The following is a 16,833-nucleotide window of genomic DNA, read 5'->3' on the forward strand; positions in this document are numbered from 1 at the left end:
ATAATACGGGTTTCGATATGAATCATTTTAACGTTTTTTTAATACTTATTGAAAAAGGGTGTTAGTTTTTCTTCCCTGAAAGTAGCGCCTCTTTTAACGGGCCACTATACTTCAAAAGACAAATGGATGCTTGAAAGGAAGGAAGGAGCTATGGAGAAGCTGAAGATCGGTTCGAAACAAATGGTTGTCAGTCCTCATTATCTCGCTTCGCTTGCAGGCAGCAGCATCATGGAGAAGGGAGGAAACGCGTTTGACGCGGCTGTTGCAGTAAGCGCGTGCCTTGCTGTTGTCTATCCGCATATGACAGGACTCGGAGGGGATGCCTTTTGGCTGATGTATCACAATGGAAGCGGTGAGATTAAAGGGTACAATGGCAGCGGGCGGTCGGGGCGGAAAGCGGACCGGGATCAGTATAAAGGAGAGCGCGCCATTCCGGTCAGGGGCATGAAGAGTGCGATTACCGTGCCGGGGATGGTGGACAGCTGGGCCGAAATACTGGCTGCGTACGGCCGTTTATCGCTTCGAGAGGTGCTGAAGCCGGCGATCAAGTATGCAGAAAAGGGTTTCCCGGTCTCGCCGGATCAATGTCAAAACACGGTGAAAAACGCTGAATGGCTTTCCGGTATGCCGATCACTGCAGATATTTATCTTCCGGAAGGAAAACCGCCTTCTCCGGGTGAGCGCTTTGTGCAAAAAGAGCTCGCGCGTACTTTGGGGATGATCGCTGAGAAAGGAAGAGACGCCTTTTATAAAGGAGAAATTGCCCAAGCTTCAGCAGCCTATCTGCAAAACAACGGGGGGATCTTGACCCTTGAAGATTTCGAGCGGCATCAAGGGGAATGGGTGTCTCCGCTTTCATCTACATACAGAGGATATGCGATCTATCAAATGCCTCCGAATTCACAAGGATTTACCGGTCTTATGACATTGAATATTTTGGAAAACTACGACTTTGGCACGATCGAGCACGGTTCTTTCGAGTATTATCATCTGCTCATCGAAGCATTGAAATTAAGCTTTTCCGACCGCAACAAAGTATTGACTGACCCGGAATTCTCCCAAATACCGCTTGGACGTCTGTTGGACAAAGGGTATGCTCGGGAGCTGGCCGCAAAAATTGGATGGCCGGCACTTCAGGCGGAGAGCCGGCCGCTCGGCGGCGATACAGCTTATGCTGCAGCAGTAGACGAAGACGGTAATGCTGTTTCGTTTATTCAAAGTTTGTATTTCGAATTCGGCTCAGGTGTGACAGCTGGAGATACCGGCGTTATTTTGCAGAACAGAGGGTCGTTTTTCTCGCTTGATCCCGACCATGTCAATACGCTGGAGCCGGGAAAAAGAACTTTTCATACGCTGATGCCCGCCATGGCGTTTAGAGGCGGCAAGCCGAAATTCCTTTACGGGACGAAGGGGGGAGAAGGACAGCCGCAGACGCAGACAGCTCTTATTACGAGAATGATAGATTACGGGATGGATCCGCAAACAGCTGTTCATGAACCGAGATGGGTGTGGGGCAGAACATGGGGAGAGCGGGTGGAAGGTGTAAGAATAGAAGGCAGAGTGGCGCCCGGAGTGATTGAAAAACTGCGAAAGCATGGGCATCATGTAACCGTTGTCGGCGACTTTGACGATGTGATGGGTCATGCCGGAATCATTGAGATTGATGATCAAGGTTTCCTGAGAGGGGGAAGCGATCCGAGAAGCGATGGGGCAGCAATCGGCATTTAACTACGTTTTCAAAAGGCGCAAGCGCCAATACGAGGAAAAAACCCCGTGAACAAGGAGGATTTGTCCACGGGGTTTTTTCTATCCGGCTATGAGTGTTGATCCGAGATTTCGATGAAATGCTTAAGCGCCGGATTGCGGTTGTCTTTTCGATGTGCGGTAATCCATTCTGCGCGAAGGGGAAAGTCTTCGATTTCTTTGTATACAACATCAAGGTTAAATAATCGTTTAGCCGCTGTAGGAACGACGGCGATTCCCATTCCGGCCGATACGAGGCCGATCACCATTTGGTATTCTGTAGCTTCCTGAGCGATGTTGGGGATAAACCCGGCTTTTTCACACAAGAAATTGAATTCCGTGTATAAAGAGGGCCACGCTTCTTTGGCAATGACAATCAGCGATTCGTCTTCAAGATCTTTCAAATGTACCCGGGGTTTTTCTGTCAGCGGGTGGTGTTTCGGAAGTGCAAGGACACAGTGGCTTTTCTTCACCGTGTATGACTTCAGTTCGTCGTTTCCCAACGGGGGATGCAGCACCCCGATGTCAATATGTCCGTTTAGCAGTGCATCGACCTGATTGGGGGTTGAAAGCTCACGAAGATCAATCTGCACGGACGGGAACCGGTTTCGGTATTCCCTGATGATGGGAGGCATGATCTCGTATGTTGCGGAGCCGACAAAGCCGATCACGAGTCTGCCCAGCTCCCCGCGGGCCGTTCGCTGAGCCATGTCGACGGCCTGATCAATCTGGGAAAGTCCTTCCTTGATTTGTTTTAAAAAGACCCCGCCTGCCGCCGTCAGCCTGACGGCTCTTTTTGACCTCTTCAGCAAGGTGACACCTATTTCACTTTCTAGCTGTTTAATCTGCTGGCTGAGCGGAGGCTGAGTCATGTTCAGCCGAAGAGCTGCTTTTCCGAAATGCAGTTCTTCGGCAACAACCATAAAATAACGAAGATGGCGCAGCTCCATTATTCACTCATTCCTTTCTGAATGCGATTTCAGTCGTTTTACATATTAATTGTAAGACAAAGAAGTATTGGAAAACAATTTCCACAAGATGTATATTTAATAATACAATAAATTTATTAAAAATTCATTGTAAATGAATGAAAATGGAGGAGTGAGGGCTTTGAATAATGTAGCCGCTAAAAATGAAACTCTTACTGTAAGAGGAGCAGAGCTTGTGGTGGATAGTCTCATTCAGCAAGGTGTCACTCATGTTTTCGGTATTCCGGGAGCAAAAATCGATGCGGTGTTTGACGTATTGAAAGACAAGGGGCCTGAATTGATTGTTTGTCGTCACGAGCAGAATGCAGCATTTATGGCGGCGGCAGTCGGACGATTGACTGGAAAGCCCGGTGTTTGCCTGGTGACTTCAGGTCCGGGAGCGTCTAATTTAGCGACCGGTCTTGTAACAGCCAATACAGAAGGAGATCCGGTTGTTGCCCTGGCGGGTGCTGTAAAAAGAGCGGATCGTCTCAAAAAAACTCATCAATCGATGGATAATGCGGCGTTGTTTCAGCCGATTACGAAATATAGCGCAGAAGTGGAAGATGCGAACAACATACCTGAGGCTGTAACCAATGCATTCAGAGCGGCAGCATCTGGACAGGCTGGCGCAGCGTTTCTCAGCTTTCCGCAGGACGTTACGGCCGGTCCGGCAACTGCCAAGCCGGTAAAAACCATGCCGGCGCCGAAGCTGGGCGCGGCTCCGGACGAACAAATCAGCGCGGCCATCGCCAAAATTCACAATGCGAACCTTCCTGTCGTGCTTGTCGGGATGAAAGGCGGAAGACCTGAAGCGATTGAAGCGGTTCGCCGTCTGCTAAGGAAAGTGAAGCTGCCGTTTGTTGAAACATACCAAGCAGCGGGTACGCTGTCTCACGATTTGGAAGACCAGTACTTCGGCCGGATCGGATTATTCCGCAATCAGCCCGGAGATCTTTTGTTGGAAAAAGCGGATGTCGTTTTGACGGTCGGCTATGATCCGATTGAATACGACCCCGTCTTTTGGAATGGAAAAGGCGAGCGCAGCGTGATTCATCTTGATGAAATACAAGCCGATATCGATCATGACTATCAGCCTGAAATTGAGCTGATCGGCGATATCGCAGAGACATTAAACCATATTGAACATGATTCTCTGCCGGTTTCCATCGATGAATCATTTGCACCTGTGCTTGATTATTTGAAAAAAGCGCTGGATGAGCAAAGCGAGCCGCCTAAAGAAACAAAAACGGATCTTGTTCATCCGCTGCAAATCGTTCGCGATTTGCGTGATTTGCTGAGTGATGACATAACAGTGACTTGCGACATCGGCTCCCATGCGATATGGATGTCGAGATATTTCCGCACCTACCGTCCGTATGGACTGCTGACTTCAAACGGCATGCAGACGCTGGGCGTTGCTTTGCCGTGGGCGATCGCAGCAACACTGGTTAATCAGGGACAGAAAGTCGTGTCTGTTTCCGGGGACGGGGGCTTCCTGTTCTCCGCGATGGAGCTTGAGACAGCGGTCAGATTAAAAGCGCCGATCGTTCATATTGTCTGGAATGACAGCACATACGATATGGTTGCGTTCCAGCAGGAGATGAAATACAAGCGGACGTCCGGAGTCGACTTCGGCGGAATCGATATTGTAAAATATGCTGAAAGCTTTGGAGCAAAAGGTTTAAGGGTCAATTCGCCTGACGAATTGGCAGAGGTGCTTAAAGCTGGTCTTGATGCAGAGGGTCCGGTTGTCATTGATATTCCGGTTGATTACAGCGACAACATTCATTTGGCCGATCAGCGTTTCCCAAAAAACTTTGAGGAACATTTTAATAAAGAAGCCTCTAAGCAATCTTGATCACAGCAAGTCCAGTCACTACGAACAAAATCAAGGGAGTGAAAAGAGGAAAATGAAAAGTGCAAGCAAACAAAAAGTGGTACAGCCCGTTGACAAGAACCTCGACCAGGTCTTTCAGGTCTCAACGATGATATCTTTATTGGACGGAATTTATGACGGGGATTTTTACATGTCTGAAGCAAAGGAGCACGGAGACTTCGGAATTGGAACGTTCAACCGGCTCGACGGCGAGCTGATCGGTTTTGACGGTGAGTTTTACCGTCTTCGTTCCGATGGAAAAGCCTATCCTGTTCAAGGAAGCGATTGTTCTCCATTTTGCTCGCTGGCTTTCTTCCGGCCGGATATCTATCACGAAATCAAGCAGCGGATGCCGCTTGAGGCGTTCGAAGAAGAAATGAAACGGATCATGCCGAGTGAAAACCTGTTTTATGCGATCCGCATGGACGGAACCTTTAAGAAAGTCAAAACGAGAACGGTTGAACTGCAGGAAAAACCGTACGTGCCGATGGTTGATGCGGTAAAATCGCAGCCGATCTTTGATTTTAATGATATTAAAGGGACGATCGTCGGCTTTTGGACACCGCAATATGCCAACGGAATCGCAGTTTCCGGCTTCCATCTTCACTTTATTGATGAAGACCGCAATGTGGGCGGACACGTTTTCGATTATGAAATCGAAGAATGCACGGTGCAAATTTCTCAAAAACTCAATATGAATCTCAGATTGCCGAATACGCAAGATTTCTTTAAAGCGGATCTCAATAAACACGATCTTACAGCAGGAATCGAAGCGGCCGAAGGCAATCCCGAGTAAAAGAAAAAGCCCTCTTTGAAAAAGGGGGGCTTTTTTGCTTTCGCTAAGCTTCCTTAAACATACTGTGAACACAGCAATGACGCGTATGCTGAGGGCCGGAATCCAGCGGGGCGTTTTGTTTATGCTTTCACTCCGGCAATCAATACCGCTTTCAGACAAAAAGACACCGGATGCCCGTTTTCATCGTGGACAATATTAAACATGTCGCGGCACGACTGGGATGCCTCTGACAAATGGGCTTGTATGGCTGCCTTTCTTTGTTCAGGCACGGCGCCTCTTCGAAGCCAGCTCTCGTAATCGATTGGAAGATTCCATCTCTCCCGGACAGCAAAATCAAGTCCGTTCTCTTCAAACAGCTTTTGCCATTCGCTCTCTGAATACTCCCTTACGTGTGACGGATCTCTCAATTGATTGAGCCGGTTGATGAATCGGTCCAAAGCTTCGTTCTCCGGAGCACAGTGATCGATGAGGAGAAAGGAGCCGCCTTGTTTCAATACGCGCGCTATTTCCTGCATGGAACGGACGATCTCCGGGAAATGATGGGCCGCATACCGGCATGTGACAATATCAAAAGATTCGTCTGCAAAATCCAATTGTGCTGCATCGCTTTGTTGAAAAACCACATTTTCAGCTTTTTTCTGTTCGGCAAATTGAGCGGCGGTTTGAACCATTTTTTTTGTAATATCGATTCCTGTGCAATGTTTGACAAAAGGTGAAAAGGCAATGGCTGTATGTCCCGCTCCGGTTCCGATATCGAGCAGGGTTTCATCCCCGTTCAGAGAACGGCAGCTGACCATGGCATCAAGATCTTTTCCCGATGAGAACAGTGGCTCATCGCGGTATTGCTCCGGATTTTTTGAAAATTGCTGTTGTGCGCTTGTTTTCATTTGTATCACCCTCCTATCGGCTATGTTTTTATATTAGGGGAGTCGACAGCGATCAGTCTAAGATATAAAATGTATGAAAATGATAGGCGGAAACTATGGGGGTGCGGGAATTGGATATGAGGCTTTTTGAATACGCGGCAGAGATTTTCAAAAAAGGCAGTTTTACAAAGGCGGCTGCCAGCCTGCATATCGCTCAGCCTTCACTGAGCCAGCAAATTAAAAAGCTGGAAGGCGAGCTCGGCTTTCCGCTGTTTTACAGAAACAGAGAGGGGGTTTCGCCGACTCCCCAAGGGATGCGGTTCATCCGAAAAGCGCAGGATATTTTGCGGTCAAGAGATGAACTGCTGTGTGAAATGCGCGATCAGCTCGAGGAAATGGGGACGGAGTTATCGATCGGCGTTCCCGCTGTCACGGGAGGGTATCTTCTTCCGCCGCTCCTGAAAGCCTTTCTGAAAAAGCATCCGAACGTACAGGTTCAGCTGACAGAAGACTCACCGGCGGCATTGGAAAAAATGACGGAAAACGGGACGGTAGATCTGTCGATTCTCCCTTTGCCGATTGAAAATGACAGACTCGCAATCCGGCCGATACTAACCGAGCCGCTTTTTTTAGCGATTCCAAATGAAAGAGAAAACTGGATGACCGGCCAATTACGGAAGCTCATGGATTCGGTCCGGCCGCATGCCGAAAAAACCCCCCTTGCTTTGAAAACGGCCGAGGATGTGCCATTTATTTTATTAAAAGAAGGCTACGGCTTCCGCAGGATCGTGCTCGATTTATGTGCGGAGGAGGGATTTCAACCGAAGATGACCTTCAAAACAAGCAGCATTGAAACCGCCCAATCCCTCGTTGAACACGGAATGGGGGTCACGGTCGTGCCCCGGATGGTCATGCGGCAAGGGTCTGACAGGATCGTCTATGTTCCTTTGCAATCCGATCCGTCCCGGACGCTTGTGTTTGCTTATCCGGAAACATGCTATTTGAGCCGGGCGGCAAGGGCTTTTATGGAGACGGCCAAAAAAAATCAGACCTCTATGTATGAAGAGGTCTGATTTCTTCGTTACTTTTTCGTTTCCAGTTTGAGCGGTGCGGGTATCGTTTTTTCAACTTTTTTGCCGTTCAAAATATCGCGGGCCGCTTGTATGGCGAGCTTGCCGATCAATTCAGGCTGCTGGGCGATCGTGGCCGACATGTCTCCGGCCTGAACCGCTTTAACCGCATCTTCATTGCCGTCGAAGCCGACGACAAGAATCTCTTTTCCTGAGCTTCTGATCGCTTCAATCGCGCCGAGCGCCATTTCGTCATTATGGGCGAAAACCGCCTGGATATCAGGGTTTCCTTGAAGGAGGTTCTCCATGACGTTCAACCCTTTTGTCCGGTCAAAGTCGGCTGTTTGCTTGGCGATGACATTCAGCTTGTCATCAGCGGTCTTATGAAAACCTGAGCCCCGTTCCCTTGTTGCCGATGCGCCGGGGACGCCTTCAAGCTCAGCCACTTTTGCGCCTTTGCCGAGCTGCTGCACGATAAAGTCCGCTGCCATTTGTCCGCCTTTTACGTTATCTGAAGCGACAAGCGTTTCTACTTTTCCGTTTTCAGCGGAGCGGTCAAGGGTGACGACCGGAATGCCGAGCGAATTGGCCGATTGGACTGCCGTTGAGATGGCGGAGGAGTCCGCCGGATTGATTAATAAAGCGTCAACTCCTTGCTGAAGAAGATCTTCCACATCATTCGTCTGCTTTGCCGAATCGTCCTGCGCATCCACGACAATCACTTCAATCCCTTGTTTCTTGGCTTCTTTGACAACTCCGTTCTTTAATGAAACGAAAAACGGATTTTTCAAAGTTGAGACAGATAAACCGATTTTGATATCCGTTCCTTTTTCTTTATTCGGCTTTGCCCATTCCGGCGGCTCCAGCGAGCAGGCGGACAGAAACAGAAGCGCCAATGCGGTGAAAACCGTTAATGTTTTTTTCATCAGTATATACCCCTCCTTAAGCGGATTTCTTGCGGTCCAGCAGGACTGCGATCAAAATGACGACACCTTTGACGACCATTTGGAAAAAGGAAGAGACGCCAAGCAGGTTCAAGCCGTTATTCAACGTTCCGATAATCAGGACGCCGATGAGTGTGCCGGCAATTCGTCCTCTTCCTCCGGCAAGGCTTGTACCGCCTAATACGACGGCGGCAATGGCGTCAAGCTCATAGGAAGTGCCTGCCGTCGGCTGGGCTGAGTTAAGCCGTGACGTCAAGATGGCTCCAGCCAACGCGGATAATAGGCCGGCAAGAGAATAAATCACCATTTTGACGCGCGGAACTTTAATGCCCGAGATCAGGGCCGCTTTTTCATTTCCGCCGATTGCATACGTGCGGCGGCCGAAAGGCGTTTTATGAAGGATCACCCAGAGGATGATAAAGGCGGCCGCCATTGTAATCGCAGGGACGGGGATGCCTAAAAAGTAACCGCGCCCGAAAAGCTGGAAGCCGTAGTGATTGCCGAGCCCAGTAATCGGATTGCCGTCTGTGTAAACCATCGTCAATCCGCGGAAAATCGTCATTGTGGCAAGCGTTGCGATGAACGGGGCCATTTTACCTTTCGTGATTAACAGCCCGTTGACCAAGCCGAGCAGGGCTCCGATCAGGCAGCCGATGATGACGGCGAAAACAGGATCGATGCCGCCGGCGATCATTCCGGCAATCAATGCGCTCGACAGTGCCAAAATTGCTCCGACGGAAAGGTCGATGCCGCCGGTCAAAATGACAAAGGTCATGCCAAACGCGATCAGCGCATTAATAGCGACTTGTCTTAACAAGTTTAAAATATTTAACGGTTCTAAAAAGCTCGGATTTAATAATGATACGATGACGACGAGAATGATCAGACCGAGAAACGGACCGAGCTTTTGCATTACAGAATCGACATTAAGGCTTTTTCTCACAGCCGGTTGAGTTTTCATGTTACCGCCCTCCTGTAGCGAGTGTCATAATTCGTTCTTGCGTGGCATCATTTCTTGATAGCTCACCGCTTAGCGTTCCTTCATGGATCACAAGGACGCGGTCGCTCATCCCGAGAATCTCGGAAAGCTCTGAAGAGACCATGACGATCGCGACGCCGCGGTCTGTCAGCTCGTTCATCAGCTGATAAATCTCCCTTTTCGCGCCGACATCGACGCCTCGGGTTGGCTCATCCAAAATCAGCACTTTAGGACCGATGCCGATCCATTTGGCGATGACCACTTTTTGCTGGTTCCCTCCTGAAAGGTTTCGCGCGTGGGTTTCCGGCGATTCCGTTTTGATCGTCAGCCGCTTGATCAATAGTTCAACAAATTCCTGCTCGCTTTTTTTGTCAATCCATCCTTTCGGTGAAAAGCTGGCGAGATTCGGAAGGGCGATATTTTCCCTGATGGACGTGTCGAGCACAAGTCCTTCATCCTTGCGGTTCTCGGTAATAAAGCCGATTCCCTTTTGAACGGCATCGCTCGGTTTTTTGAGCGTTGCTTTTTTGCCTTCGATGAAAATATCTCCTGAGTCAAGCGGATCGAGCCCGAAAACCGCCCTCATCAGCTCTGTGCGCCCTGCTCCCATCAGTCCTGAAATCCCGACGATTTCTCCGGAGCGGACGGAAAAGCTGATATTTTGGAAGACTCCTTTTTTGGATGCCTGCTTGATTTCGAGAACGACGCGTCCCGGATTTGGCTGTCTTTCAGGATAGCGTTCGGTCAGCTCCCGTCCGACCATCTTTTTTACCACTTCATGAAAGTCGGTGTCGGGAATTCGTTTCGTGTCCACCGTTTTTCCGTCGCGCATCACCGTGATCCGGTCGCAAATCGTGAAGATTTCTTCCATACGGTGGGATATATAGACGATGGAGACGCCGTTTTTCTTTAATGCTCTGATGACGCCGAACAGTTTTTCAATTTCTCTTTCTGTTAACGCTGCCGTCGGTTCGTCCATGATGATCACTTTCGCGTCTGTCATGAGCGCTTTGGCGATTTCGATCATTTGCTGCTGGCCGACGGAACAGTCTCCGGCTTCTTTTTCAAGAGAAATTGAGACTCCGAGTCTTTCAAGCTGCTCTTTTGCTAGCGCTTTCATTTTCTTGTTATTTAAAAATCCAAGTTTGGAAGACAGCTCTCTGCCGATAAACAGATTTTCCAAAACGGTCATTTCAGGCCAAATGTTCAGCTCCTGATGGATAAAGGCGATGCCGTTCTGTTCGGCTTCCTTTGGATCTGAAAAATACGTTTCTTTTTCGTCGATCTCGATCGTTCCGCTGTCCAGCCTGTGAAGTCCTGTCAACAGATTCATGAGTGTCGACTTTCCGGCGCCGTTTTCTCCCATTAAAGCGTGAACTTCACCTTCCTGAAGTTCGAAAGAAACGCCGGACAGCACCTGATTTTGGCCAAAAGCTTTAAAAATGTCCTTCATTTTAATATGCATGGGCTATCCCTTCTTTCCAGATGTAGAATGTAAACATCTAAAAGATCACTCCCGCGTGCAAGATGCAATTTGCATAAGGTGTTGCTTCCCCTGTGCGAATGACCGCTTTTGCATGGCTCGTCGCCTTTTTGAATGCTTCGTGCGGGATATAGTCAATTTTCCGGTTTGAAAATTCCGCTTTTAAAAATGCGGCTTGTTCGGGATTGACGCTTTCTATCTCTTGGGCTGCCGTCACTTTTTCGACGGCCATTTCATCGGCGATAAGCTTTGTGACCTCTTGAAATCCGGGCGTACCCAATGTCAGTGCAAGATCGATTTTGGGGACGCCGGGAGGAACGGGCAGACCGGCGTCCGCGATGACGATGGTATCGGTATGCCCGAGATCGGCCAGCAATTTTGCGATATGGCTGTTTAATATCCCGTGTTTTTTCATGACAGTTCACGCTCCACTTCTTCCCGTTTTGGCATGCCGCCTTGTGCGCCGAATTTCAGAACCGACAGGGAAGCCGCCCGGTTCGCAAAGCGCAAGGCAGATTCGATGCTTTGTCCTTCGGAAAGCGCAACGGCCAATCCCGCATTGAAGGTGTCTCCGGCTCCCGTCGTATCAAGTGCATTGACAGGGAATGAAGGAACGATCCTTTCTTCCAGACCATTGTGATAGCGGACTCCGTTTTTCCCTTCTGTGATGAACAGCTTCTCCGGATAGCGCTTTAACGCTTCCTCCCGGGACATGCCCTGAAACAGTACCGAAGCTTCATGCTCGTTTGGTGTGATGTAGGCCGCATGTTCGATCGTTTCCGGGCGAATCGGACGGGCTGGTGCAGGATTCAGCAGGAGGGGAATGCCGAGCGAGCTGCACAGTCCGCTGACATAGTCGACGGTTTCTTCCGGAATTTCCTGCTGAATCAAAACGATATCAGCCTGTTTAATTGCAGGCAGCGCGTTTTGAACGTATTCAGGTGTGACATGGTCATTTGCCCCTTTGACGACGATAATACTGTTGTCGCCGTCTGCGAGAACGATATGTGCGGTGCCGCTTTCTTGACCTGTAACCGGTTCCACATAGTCTGTTACAACCCCATTGGCTTGAAAATTGTCGAGGATGGCTTTTCCGTAATGGTCATCGCCGACACAGCCGATCATATGGACCTCGGCACAAAGCCGGGCCGCGGCGACCGCCTGGTTGGCGCCCTTTCCGCCCGGAACCGTTTTAAAAGATTCGCCAAGCACCGTTTCTCCGGCGGCCGGCCGCTTGGGCGATGTCACGACTAAATCCATCGAAGAGCTGCCAATCACGCATATTTTACTCATTGTCATTCCGCCTTTCTTGTCGTTTGTCTTTCAATAAAGGCAACCGGCATCTGCACTGCCGATTGTTCAATATATTCATTTTTCATTAATCTCAGCAGCAGTTTTGCCGCTTCTTTTCCCATTTCATAGGCGGGCTGCCTGATCGTTGATAAAGAGGGGAAAAGCAATTCGCTTTGCGGAATGTCATCAAAGCCGATAATCTGCAGTTCGTCGGGAACTTTGATCTTCCGTTTTAAGGCTTCATGCAAAACGGCTGTCGCCACAATGTCATTGCTTGCGATCACGCCGTCTGTTTCCGGGTAGGTGGCAAACAGCTCCGCTGCCCGTTTTTGGGCCTCCGGAAATGAAAATGTCTCGGTTTTCATGACATGAAAATCGATATCGGCCCCGCTTAGCATCTCCAGCGCTCCGTTGAAACGGTCTCTTGCAGTCTGAAGGTGGGCCGGTCCTTTAATCAGCGTAATCTTTTTCGCGTTCCTCCTGACCATTTCAGCCGCTGCGATTCTGCCGCCTTCGCGGCTGTCTGCGAATACAGCCGGCGCATTTTCACCCGTCCGGTCAAGGAAGACGATCGGCATGGACAAGTCTTGATAATTTGGCGCATCCGGATAATTGGTCGCTGAAATGACTCCGACCACATGATTTTGTTTAAACGTCTGCAGATAATCAAGTTCTTTTTCCAGATTTTCATCGCTGTTTCCGAATATGAGCCGAAAGCCGAGGCGGTGGATCTCATCTTCAACGCCGCGGGCAAGCTGAGGAAAGAACGGGTTTGTGATATCCGGCAGCAGCAGTCCGATCAGTCTGGACTCCCTTTTATAGAGAGACCTGGCTACTTCATTCGGGTAGTAATTCAGTTCTTCCATCGCTTTTAACACGCGTGTCCTCGTGTCTTCATGGACGTATCCGGTCTCATTTAATACCCGGGAAACCGTAGCGACAGATACTTTTGCAGCAAGTGCGACGTCTTTAATCGTAGCCAAAAAAGACTTCTCCTCTCTATTTGTGTAACCGTTTACATAAAGATTATCATGATCCATTTAAAATCACAATAAAAAAAAGCTCAGACAGTGAAATTTTTAGCCGGGTTGGGATATAGAGACATATACAGGTGTGTTTAATAGAAATAACCTTCATTCGGCATAAATTGCCGAATACAGTAACAATGAGAATAGTAAGAAAAATTAAAAATGTTAAAGTTTGATGAATTATCGTTGAAAAAAATTAATGGCTTTTTAAATCTTAGGATTTTAACCTAAAATCTGAAGAAATAAGGTGAATCGAACGGCTCACAAAATATTTGGAGCTGCCAATGAATCCCGCTTTATGCTAAAAGAAATTTTCGTTCTTAGATAGGTGATCTGATTGTCATAGGACGCATTTGTTTTGACGAGGAAACATTGGTGACTTTTTAACCTGTTGGAAAAGAGCGAAAATACAAAAAGAAGGGAGATATTCCGATTGAAAGCCCATTTATAGGGGATTACAGCCGGGGAAAAAAGAGATCCTGAATCCATCCTTGAATCTTTCATCAGAAATAGGGAGAAAAGTACAAAAATCATAATGTCGAATTTTGAAAGCGCATACTTAAAACGGTGATAAAAAACGGATAGGAATTAAGAACTTTCGATTTCCAAAAATATCAACAAAAAGATAGGCATTAATGACTCGGGCGAGGTGATCTTTGTCACGGAAAATTTCGTCGCCTTCTGTTACATAATGCCGATTGTGATTTCATAGTGAACCTATATACTGATGAATGAATTTACATATCAGATTCCAAGAAGGAGATGTAGACAAACAATGTGGGTAATGCTATTAGCCTGTGTGATCGTTGTTGGGATCGGCATTTATGAAAAAAGGCGCCACCAGCAAAACATCGATGCGCTGCCTGTCCGAGTGAACATCAACGGGATACGCGGAAAGTCCACGGTGACAAGATTAACAACAGGGATATTAATCGAGGCAGGCTACAAAACAGTAGGAAAAACAACCGGGACAGACGCAAGGATGATTTATTGGGACACACCGGAAGAGAAGCCGATCAAAAGAAAGCCTCAAGGGCCGAATATCGGAGAGCAGAAGGAGGTTATGAAAGAAACGGTGGAAAGAGGGGCCAATGCAATTGTCAGTGAGTGCATGGCCGTTAACCCTGATTACCAAATCATCTTTCAGGAAGAATTGCTTCAGGCTAATATTGGTGTGATCGTGAACGTGCTGGAGGATCACATGGATGTGATGGGACCGACTTTGGATGAAATTGCAGAAGCTTTCACAGCAACCATTCCTTATAATGGACATTTAGTGATCACTGATAGTGAGTATACCGATTTCTTTAAACAAATTGCAAAAGAAAGGAACACAAAAGTCATCGTCGCGGACAATTCTAAAATAACAGATGAATACCTCAGACAATTTGAGTACATGGTATTCCCTGATAATGCGTCTCTTGCGCTCGGTGTTGCTCAAGCGTTGGGCATTGACGAAGAAACCGCCTTTAAAGGCATGCTGAATGCGCCGCCTGATCCGGGAGCGATGAGAATTCTGCCGCTGATGAACGCCAAAAATCCCGGACATTTCGTCAACGGTTTTGCGGCCAATGACGCAGCTTCCACTTTAAACATATGGAAGCGTGTAAAGGAAATAGGCTATCCTACGGATCAGCCGATCGTCATTATGAACTGCCGCGCCGACAGGGTAGACAGAACACAGCAGTTTGCGGAAGATGTCCTTCCTTATATTGAAGCAAGTGAACTTGTGCTGATTGGAGAAACAACAGAACCGATCGTCAAAGCATATGAAGCAGGCAAAATTCCTGCGGACAAGCTGTTTGATTTTGAGTACAAATCAACGGAAGAAATCATGTTCATGCTGAAAAACAAGCTCGAGGGCCGCGTCATTTACGGAGTCGGAAATATCCACGGAGCAGCGGAGCCTCTCATTGAAAAAATACAAGATTACAAGATTAAGCAGCTCGTTAGCTAGGAGGAAGAAAACACAATGTTTGGATCAGATTTATATATCGCCCTCATTTTAGGAGTCTTACTCAGTTTGATTTTTGCAGAGAAAACGGGAATTGTACCAGCCGGCCTTGTCGTACCGGGTTATTTGGGACTTGTGTTCAATCAGCCGATTTTCATGTTGCTCGTTCTTTTTGTCAGTTTGCTGACGTACGTCATCGTGAAATTCGGACTTTCAAAAATTATGATTCTATACGGACGCAGAAAATTCGCAGCGATGCTGATTACGGGAATTCTATTGAAAATCGGTTTTGATTTTATCTATCCGGTGATGCCGTTTGAAATTGCCGAATTCAGGGGAATCGGAATCATCGTGCCGGGGCTGATCGCGAATACCATTCAAAGACAGGGATTAACGATTACGCTTGGAAGTACGCTTTTATTGAGCGGAGCAACATTCGTCATTATGTATGCTTACTATCTAATCTAAAGTTAGGTGTGTCAAATCGATGAAAAAACAACTGAACTTTCAGGAAAAACTGCTGAAGCTGACGAAGCAGGAGAAAAAGAAAACAAATAAGCATGTCTTTATCGTATTGCCCGCTATTTTCTGTTTAATGTTTGTCTTCACTTGGGTCGGAAGCGCCAAAACTCCTTCGCAAATGGACAAAAAAGAAGATACCAAGCTCACAGCTACCTTTATGGGCGATATCATGATGGGAAGAAACGTAGAAAAAGTGACAAACATGCACGGGTCGGAAAGTGTCTTCAAAAATGTGAAGCCGTACTTTGATGTGTCAGATTTTATCACAGGAAACTTTGAAAACCCTGTAACCAATGTAAAGAACTATCAAGAGGCAGAAAAGAACATCCATCTGCAAACGAATCAAGAATCAGTCGAAACATTGAAAAAGCTGAACTTCAGCGTACTGAACTTTGCCAACAACCATGCGATGGACTACGGGGAAGACGGTTTGAAGGATACGCTGAATAAATTCTCAAATGAGGACTTGGAGCTTGTCGGAGCAGGCAATAATCTCGAAGACGCGAAACAGCACGTATCCTATCAGGATGTGAACGGTGTAAAAATCGCAACGCTCGGTTTTACAGACGTCTACACGAAGAACTTTACAGCCAAAAAGAACAGAGGCGGAGTGCTGCCGCTCAGCCCGAAAATCTTTATTCCAATGATCGCGGAAGCATCCAAAAAAGCGGATCTTGTCCTAGTTCATGTGCACTGGGGACAAGAATATGACAATGAACCGAACGACAGACAGAAGGATCTGGCCAAGGCGATTGCAGATGCCGGAGCAGATGTCATTATCGGCGCTCATCCCCATGTTCTCGAACCGATCGAAGTGTATAACGGTACTGTGATTTTCTACAGCCTCGGTAACTTTGTGTTTGATCAGGGCTGGTCAAGAACACGGGACAGCGCGCTTGTACAATACCATTTAATGAATGACGGCAAAGGGCGCTTTGAGGTAACGCCTCTCAACATTCGTGAAGCAACGCCGACGCCTTTAGGCAAAAGCGATTTCTTAAAACGAAAAGTGATCTTCCGCCAATTGACAAAAGGAACAAACCTCGACTGGAAAGAAGAGAACGGAAAATTGACGTTTGAAGTCGATCATGCGGACAAACTGAAAAATAACAAAAACGGAGTGGTGAACAAATGAAATTTGTCAGAGCCATTTGGCCGTTCGTAGGTTTAGTTTTGATCATTGCATTCATGTCTGCTTTCAAGTATTCTGATGAATTGTCAAACGATGAAAAAGCTAAAATCTCAACGGAAATCCAAAAAGTGAATCAGCAGGATCAAACAACAGAAAACAAGCAATAACAGTGCAAA

Annotated in this window: 16 protein-coding genes; 8 read left to right on the forward strand and 8 right to left on the reverse strand. The window is 47.6% G+C overall.

Going from position 1 to position 16,833, the window contains the following annotated elements:
- The first annotated feature begins 150 nt into the window (after positions 1 to 150).
- Positions 151 to 1,728, forward strand: a complete 1,578-nt coding sequence (gene ggt, locus BTA31_RS20055; RefSeq protein ID WP_076793647.1) for a gamma-glutamyltransferase — start codon at positions 151 to 153, stop codon at positions 1,726 to 1,728.
- A gap of 86 nt (positions 1,729 to 1,814) precedes the next feature.
- On the opposite strand, the gene alsR is transcribed toward ggt, so the two are convergent.
- Positions 1,815 to 2,693, reverse strand: coding sequence for an acetoin biosynthesis transcriptional regulator AlsR (alsR, locus tag BTA31_RS20060; protein ID WP_076793648.1), 879 nt, complete (start codon positions 2,691 to 2,693; stop codon positions 1,815 to 1,817).
- Positions 2,694 to 2,853: 160 nt separating this feature from the next.
- Here alsR and alsS point away from each other — a divergent pair, with 160 nt between their 5' ends.
- A complete protein-coding gene (alsS, locus tag BTA31_RS20065) occupies positions 2,854 to 4,572 on the forward strand; it encodes an acetolactate synthase AlsS (RefSeq protein ID WP_076793649.1) in 1,719 nt (572 codons plus the stop codon).
- A gap of 52 nt (positions 4,573 to 4,624) precedes the next feature.
- Entirely contained in the window at positions 4,625 to 5,386 is a 762-nt protein-coding gene (budA, locus tag BTA31_RS20070; RefSeq protein ID WP_076793650.1) for an acetolactate decarboxylase, read from the forward strand.
- Positions 5,387 to 5,505: 119 nt separating this feature from the next.
- On the opposite strand, the gene BTA31_RS20075 is transcribed toward budA, so the two are convergent.
- Positions 5,506 to 6,273, reverse strand: a complete 768-nt coding sequence (locus BTA31_RS20075) for a class I SAM-dependent methyltransferase (RefSeq protein WP_076793651.1) — start codon at positions 6,271 to 6,273, stop codon at positions 5,506 to 5,508.
- A 110-nt stretch (positions 6,274 to 6,383) separates the two neighbouring features.
- Here BTA31_RS20075 and BTA31_RS20080 point away from each other — a divergent pair, with 110 nt between their 5' ends.
- Positions 6,384 to 7,325, forward strand: coding sequence for a LysR family transcriptional regulator (locus BTA31_RS20080; RefSeq protein ID WP_076793670.1), 942 nt, complete (start codon positions 6,384 to 6,386; stop codon positions 7,323 to 7,325).
- Between the two features lie 8 nt (positions 7,326 to 7,333).
- Here the strand turns inward: BTA31_RS20080 and rbsB are convergent, their stop codons facing one another.
- Genes rbsB through BTA31_RS20110 form a run of 6 tightly spaced genes read right to left on the reverse strand, consistent with a single transcriptional unit; the run spans position 7,334 to position 13,004 of the window.
- On the reverse strand, positions 7,334 to 8,248 hold the full coding sequence (gene rbsB / locus BTA31_RS20085; protein ID WP_043926530.1) for a ribose ABC transporter substrate-binding protein RbsB: 915 nt from the start codon (positions 8,246 to 8,248) through the stop codon (positions 7,334 to 7,336).
- A gap of 16 nt (positions 8,249 to 8,264) precedes the next feature.
- Complete coding sequence (rbsC, locus tag BTA31_RS20090; RefSeq protein WP_076793652.1) at positions 8,265 to 9,227, reverse strand: ribose ABC transporter permease RbsC; 963 nt, start codon at positions 9,225 to 9,227, stop codon at positions 8,265 to 8,267.
- Between the two features lies 1 nt (position 9,228).
- Positions 9,229 to 10,710, reverse strand: a complete 1,482-nt coding sequence (locus tag BTA31_RS20095; protein ID WP_076793653.1) for a sugar ABC transporter ATP-binding protein — start codon at positions 10,708 to 10,710, stop codon at positions 9,229 to 9,231.
- A gap of 37 nt (positions 10,711 to 10,747) precedes the next feature.
- On the reverse strand, positions 10,748 to 11,143 hold the full coding sequence (gene rbsD, locus BTA31_RS20100) for a D-ribose pyranase (RefSeq protein WP_043926527.1): 396 nt from the start codon (positions 11,141 to 11,143) through the stop codon (positions 10,748 to 10,750).
- On the reverse strand, positions 11,140 to 12,021 hold the full coding sequence (gene rbsK / locus BTA31_RS20105) for a ribokinase (protein WP_076793654.1): 882 nt from the start codon (positions 12,019 to 12,021) through the stop codon (positions 11,140 to 11,142). Before rbsK ends, rbsD begins: the two co-directional genes overlap by 4 nt.
- A gap of 2 nt (positions 12,022 to 12,023) precedes the next feature.
- Positions 12,024 to 13,004 (reverse strand): LacI family DNA-binding transcriptional regulator, encoded by a 981-nt coding sequence (locus BTA31_RS20110; protein WP_043926525.1) that lies wholly within the window; start codon positions 13,002 to 13,004, stop codon positions 12,024 to 12,026.
- 820 nt (positions 13,005 to 13,824) lie between these two features.
- Here BTA31_RS20110 and pgsB point away from each other — a divergent pair.
- From pgsB to BTA31_RS23110, 4 genes are read left to right on the forward strand one after another with little or no spacing between them, the layout of a single operon-like run.
- On the forward strand, positions 13,825 to 15,006 hold the full coding sequence (gene pgsB / locus BTA31_RS20115) for a poly-gamma-glutamate synthase PgsB (RefSeq protein ID WP_043926524.1): 1,182 nt from the start codon (positions 13,825 to 13,827) through the stop codon (positions 15,004 to 15,006).
- 15 nt (positions 15,007 to 15,021) lie between these two features.
- Complete coding sequence (gene pgsC, locus BTA31_RS20120) at positions 15,022 to 15,471, forward strand: poly-gamma-glutamate biosynthesis protein PgsC (protein ID WP_003185831.1); 450 nt, start codon at positions 15,022 to 15,024, stop codon at positions 15,469 to 15,471.
- A 19-nt stretch (positions 15,472 to 15,490) separates the two neighbouring features.
- Positions 15,491 to 16,660, forward strand: a complete 1,170-nt coding sequence (locus tag BTA31_RS20125; RefSeq protein WP_043926523.1) for a CapA family protein — start codon at positions 15,491 to 15,493, stop codon at positions 16,658 to 16,660.
- Positions 16,657 to 16,824, forward strand: a complete 168-nt coding sequence (locus BTA31_RS23110) for a hypothetical protein (RefSeq protein WP_003185826.1) — start codon at positions 16,657 to 16,659, stop codon at positions 16,822 to 16,824. Before BTA31_RS20125 ends, BTA31_RS23110 begins: the two co-directional genes overlap by 4 nt.
- The last annotated feature ends 9 nt before the right edge of the window (positions 16,825 to 16,833 follow it).

It is taken from the genome of Bacillus haynesii, assembly GCF_001969855.1.
Lineage (GTDB): Bacteria > Bacillota > Bacilli > Bacillales > Bacillaceae > Bacillus > Bacillus haynesii.